Genomic DNA, 2,126 nt, shown 5'->3' with positions numbered 1-2,126 from the left:
ATTAGTTCCACAATAAATTATAGCGTACTCATTAAATATAGGGCTCCTCGCTATTTGGCATGGGTGGACTTGAAGCGGAAATTCTCTGTATCTTTTCGCCTCTGTGGAAAGCCACTATTCTTTGACCCAACCACAGAGGCACAGAGGCACAGAGGAACAAAGGCCATATTCTCTGCCTGAACTCACCCACATAATTCAGCGAAGCGCCAAATATAGCACTGGCCTGAATCATATCAGGCCGATACCGAAGCTGCATCTGAGCGGTTGAGACTCTTTTTCATGGTCCCCTCCAATGCGACTCTCATCTCTTCTTTCTGTGTCTGCTCGAACTCTCCATTCTCCAGAAGGTCCTCCATCATGCCGTTCAGAACATCATCCATAATCTCCATCTTGGCATAGAGCCTCTGGCTTTGGGCCTGGTAATAATTGACCTGCAGCTGCAGAACGGGGTTGGCAGTGGCGAGATCGCTATTCAGCAGATCTGAGGCCTCATCTTCCGTCCTCTTTGCCGCATCCTTGATCTTGTTGTACAAGCCCAGCCACAGGAGGATGGAGGAGGAATCGAGCTTCTGCAGCCGGGGCATCATCCTCCCAAACCTCTGGGAGAGCTTGATCAGATCCTCATTGGCAGATCGAATGGCATCCTGATAGGCGGCAAGGCCGGATGCAAGCCGGGCAATCTCTGGATTCTTGGACATCTATATCACCAAAATCTGGATTATCAATCACAGGATGGTAACGCCATCCATCTGGAGAAAGATAAAGACAAGCCGCGCGGGGCGAAAGTATCCAGGACGGTATTAATAGCAGAAAAAGCAGAGAGGAACTGGAAGATAAGAGATGAAAAAACCCAGCGATCGGATAGACCAGGTTCGCAGGCTCTGCCACCAGCTCTGTCGCAGCTCATGCATTGAGGATAAGAGACAGGAACGCCATAAAGAACTGCTGCGGAATCGCGCCCACTGGTCGGTGTTGAAAAAGGCAGAGCAGTTCCGCCAGATAGATCGGGGAGAGAAGGTGCCCTTTGACATCTCCCTCCCCCTGCCGGCCAGAGATGGTGGGGAGGGCTCAAACCAGGGGGTCGAGCTTTTCTGGGAGCGGTTTCGTTGCCAGCAGTGTGGCCTGTGCTGCTTTACCCCAGGGGCGGGGCTGCTGCTCGAAAAGGAGGATTTCGACCGGATCGCGGCGAAGATCGGGAAGAGGAAGCTAGAAAGGCTTTCCAGATTTGACAGAGCTCTGGACGGCTGGATTCTCAAGCAGCCCTGCCCGTTTTATGATCATGCCAAAAGAGGCTGCAAGATCTATGAGATCAGACCCCTAACCTGCCGCAAGTATCCTCTTCATCCCCCTCTGGCCCAGCTGCCTTACAATCTGGCGGTGGACGCCTTCTGCCCCGCCGCCCGCCTCTTTGCCAAGGAGACACTGGAGTGGTGGATCATCTGCGAGAACAACTGGGCAAGGCTCTTAGCCAGGATGGAGGAGTCCGGAAAGGCTCCGCCAAAAAAGGATGGCTAAAGGCTGTCTGAGAGCATTTCCTCTTCTATCATATAATCTACAATCTCGGCGAATCCCTCGCCAAAATCCTTCTTGGCCACATAGTCGGAGATCTCCTTCAGCCCCGGGCGGCCATTGCCCACGGAGGCCCGAAAGCCCGCCACCTCGAACATGGGCCGGTCGCTCATGCTGTCTCCAATGGCAGCAAAATCCATCGGGTCCAGATTCAAATGCTGGGCGATTCTGGTCAGGCCTGTTCCTTTGTTCACCCTTCGATCCTTGATGTGCACCGCAAAGGCAGTGTCCACGATATCCACCGGCAGGCCGAGCTCATCCGCTCGCCTGGCCAGCGCTCCCAGGTCGAAGTTCCTCTCCAGGATGACATCGGTGAAGCGGTACTTGTGCCGGGAGGAGTCGTACTTTTTCAGGATGAACTCCTCCGACAGCCTCAAAAAAGCATCCTCGCAGACCTGCTGATCTGCCAGGATCTCCAGCTCATCCTCGGAGTAGGACAGAACTCCTCCGTTCTCAGCGATGAATATGCGTGGGGTGCCCAGGATAACGGAGACCGTTCTGGAGAAGCAATGGGTGTTTCCTGTGCTCAAAATCACGGGCACAAACAGCCTTTTTAT

General features: G+C 53.7%; 4 protein-coding genes. 2 read left to right on the top strand and 2 right to left on the bottom strand.

The genetic code is table 11. The features are described 5' to 3' along the window. Positions 1-180: hypothetical protein (locus tag BP727_RS12370; RefSeq protein ID WP_286859069.1), on the top strand; the 180-nt coding region annotated here is incomplete at its 5' end. Between the two features lie 53 nt (positions 181-233). Here the strand turns inward: BP727_RS12370 and BP727_RS12365 are convergent. Further along, the gene (locus BP727_RS12365; RefSeq protein ID WP_013720460.1) at positions 234-698 is read right to left on the bottom strand and encodes a hypothetical protein; all 465 of its coding nucleotides are present in this window, start codon (positions 696-698) and stop codon (positions 234-236) included. A 142-nt stretch (positions 699-840) separates the two neighbouring features. Between BP727_RS12365 and BP727_RS12360 the strand changes: the two genes are divergently transcribed. After that, complete coding sequence (locus BP727_RS12360; RefSeq protein WP_286859067.1) at positions 841-1,515, top strand: YkgJ family cysteine cluster protein; 675 nt, start codon at positions 841-843, stop codon at positions 1,513-1,515. Here the strand turns inward: BP727_RS12360 and BP727_RS12355 are convergent. After that, the coding region (locus BP727_RS12355; protein WP_286859065.1) for a phosphoglycolate phosphatase at positions 1,512-2,126 on the bottom strand (615 nt) is incomplete at its 5' end. The genes BP727_RS12360 and BP727_RS12355 overlap by 4 nt on opposite strands.

Source organism: Methanosaeta sp. UBA356 (genome assembly GCF_002496465.1).
Taxonomy (GTDB): domain Archaea; phylum Halobacteriota; class Methanosarcinia; order Methanotrichales; family Methanotrichaceae; genus Methanothrix; species Methanothrix soehngenii.
This window is presented reverse-complemented; position numbering and strand designations above follow the sequence as displayed.

Excerpts from the sequence above, each read along its gene's own strand:
- BP727_RS12365 (WP_013720460.1), bottom strand. The coding sequence starts at position 698 with ATGTCCAAGAATCCAGAGATTGCCCGGCTTGCATCCGGCCTTGCCGCC.
- BP727_RS12360 (WP_286859067.1), top strand. The coding sequence starts at position 841 with ATGAAAAAACCCAGCGATCGGATAGACCAGGTTCGCAGGCTCTGCCAC.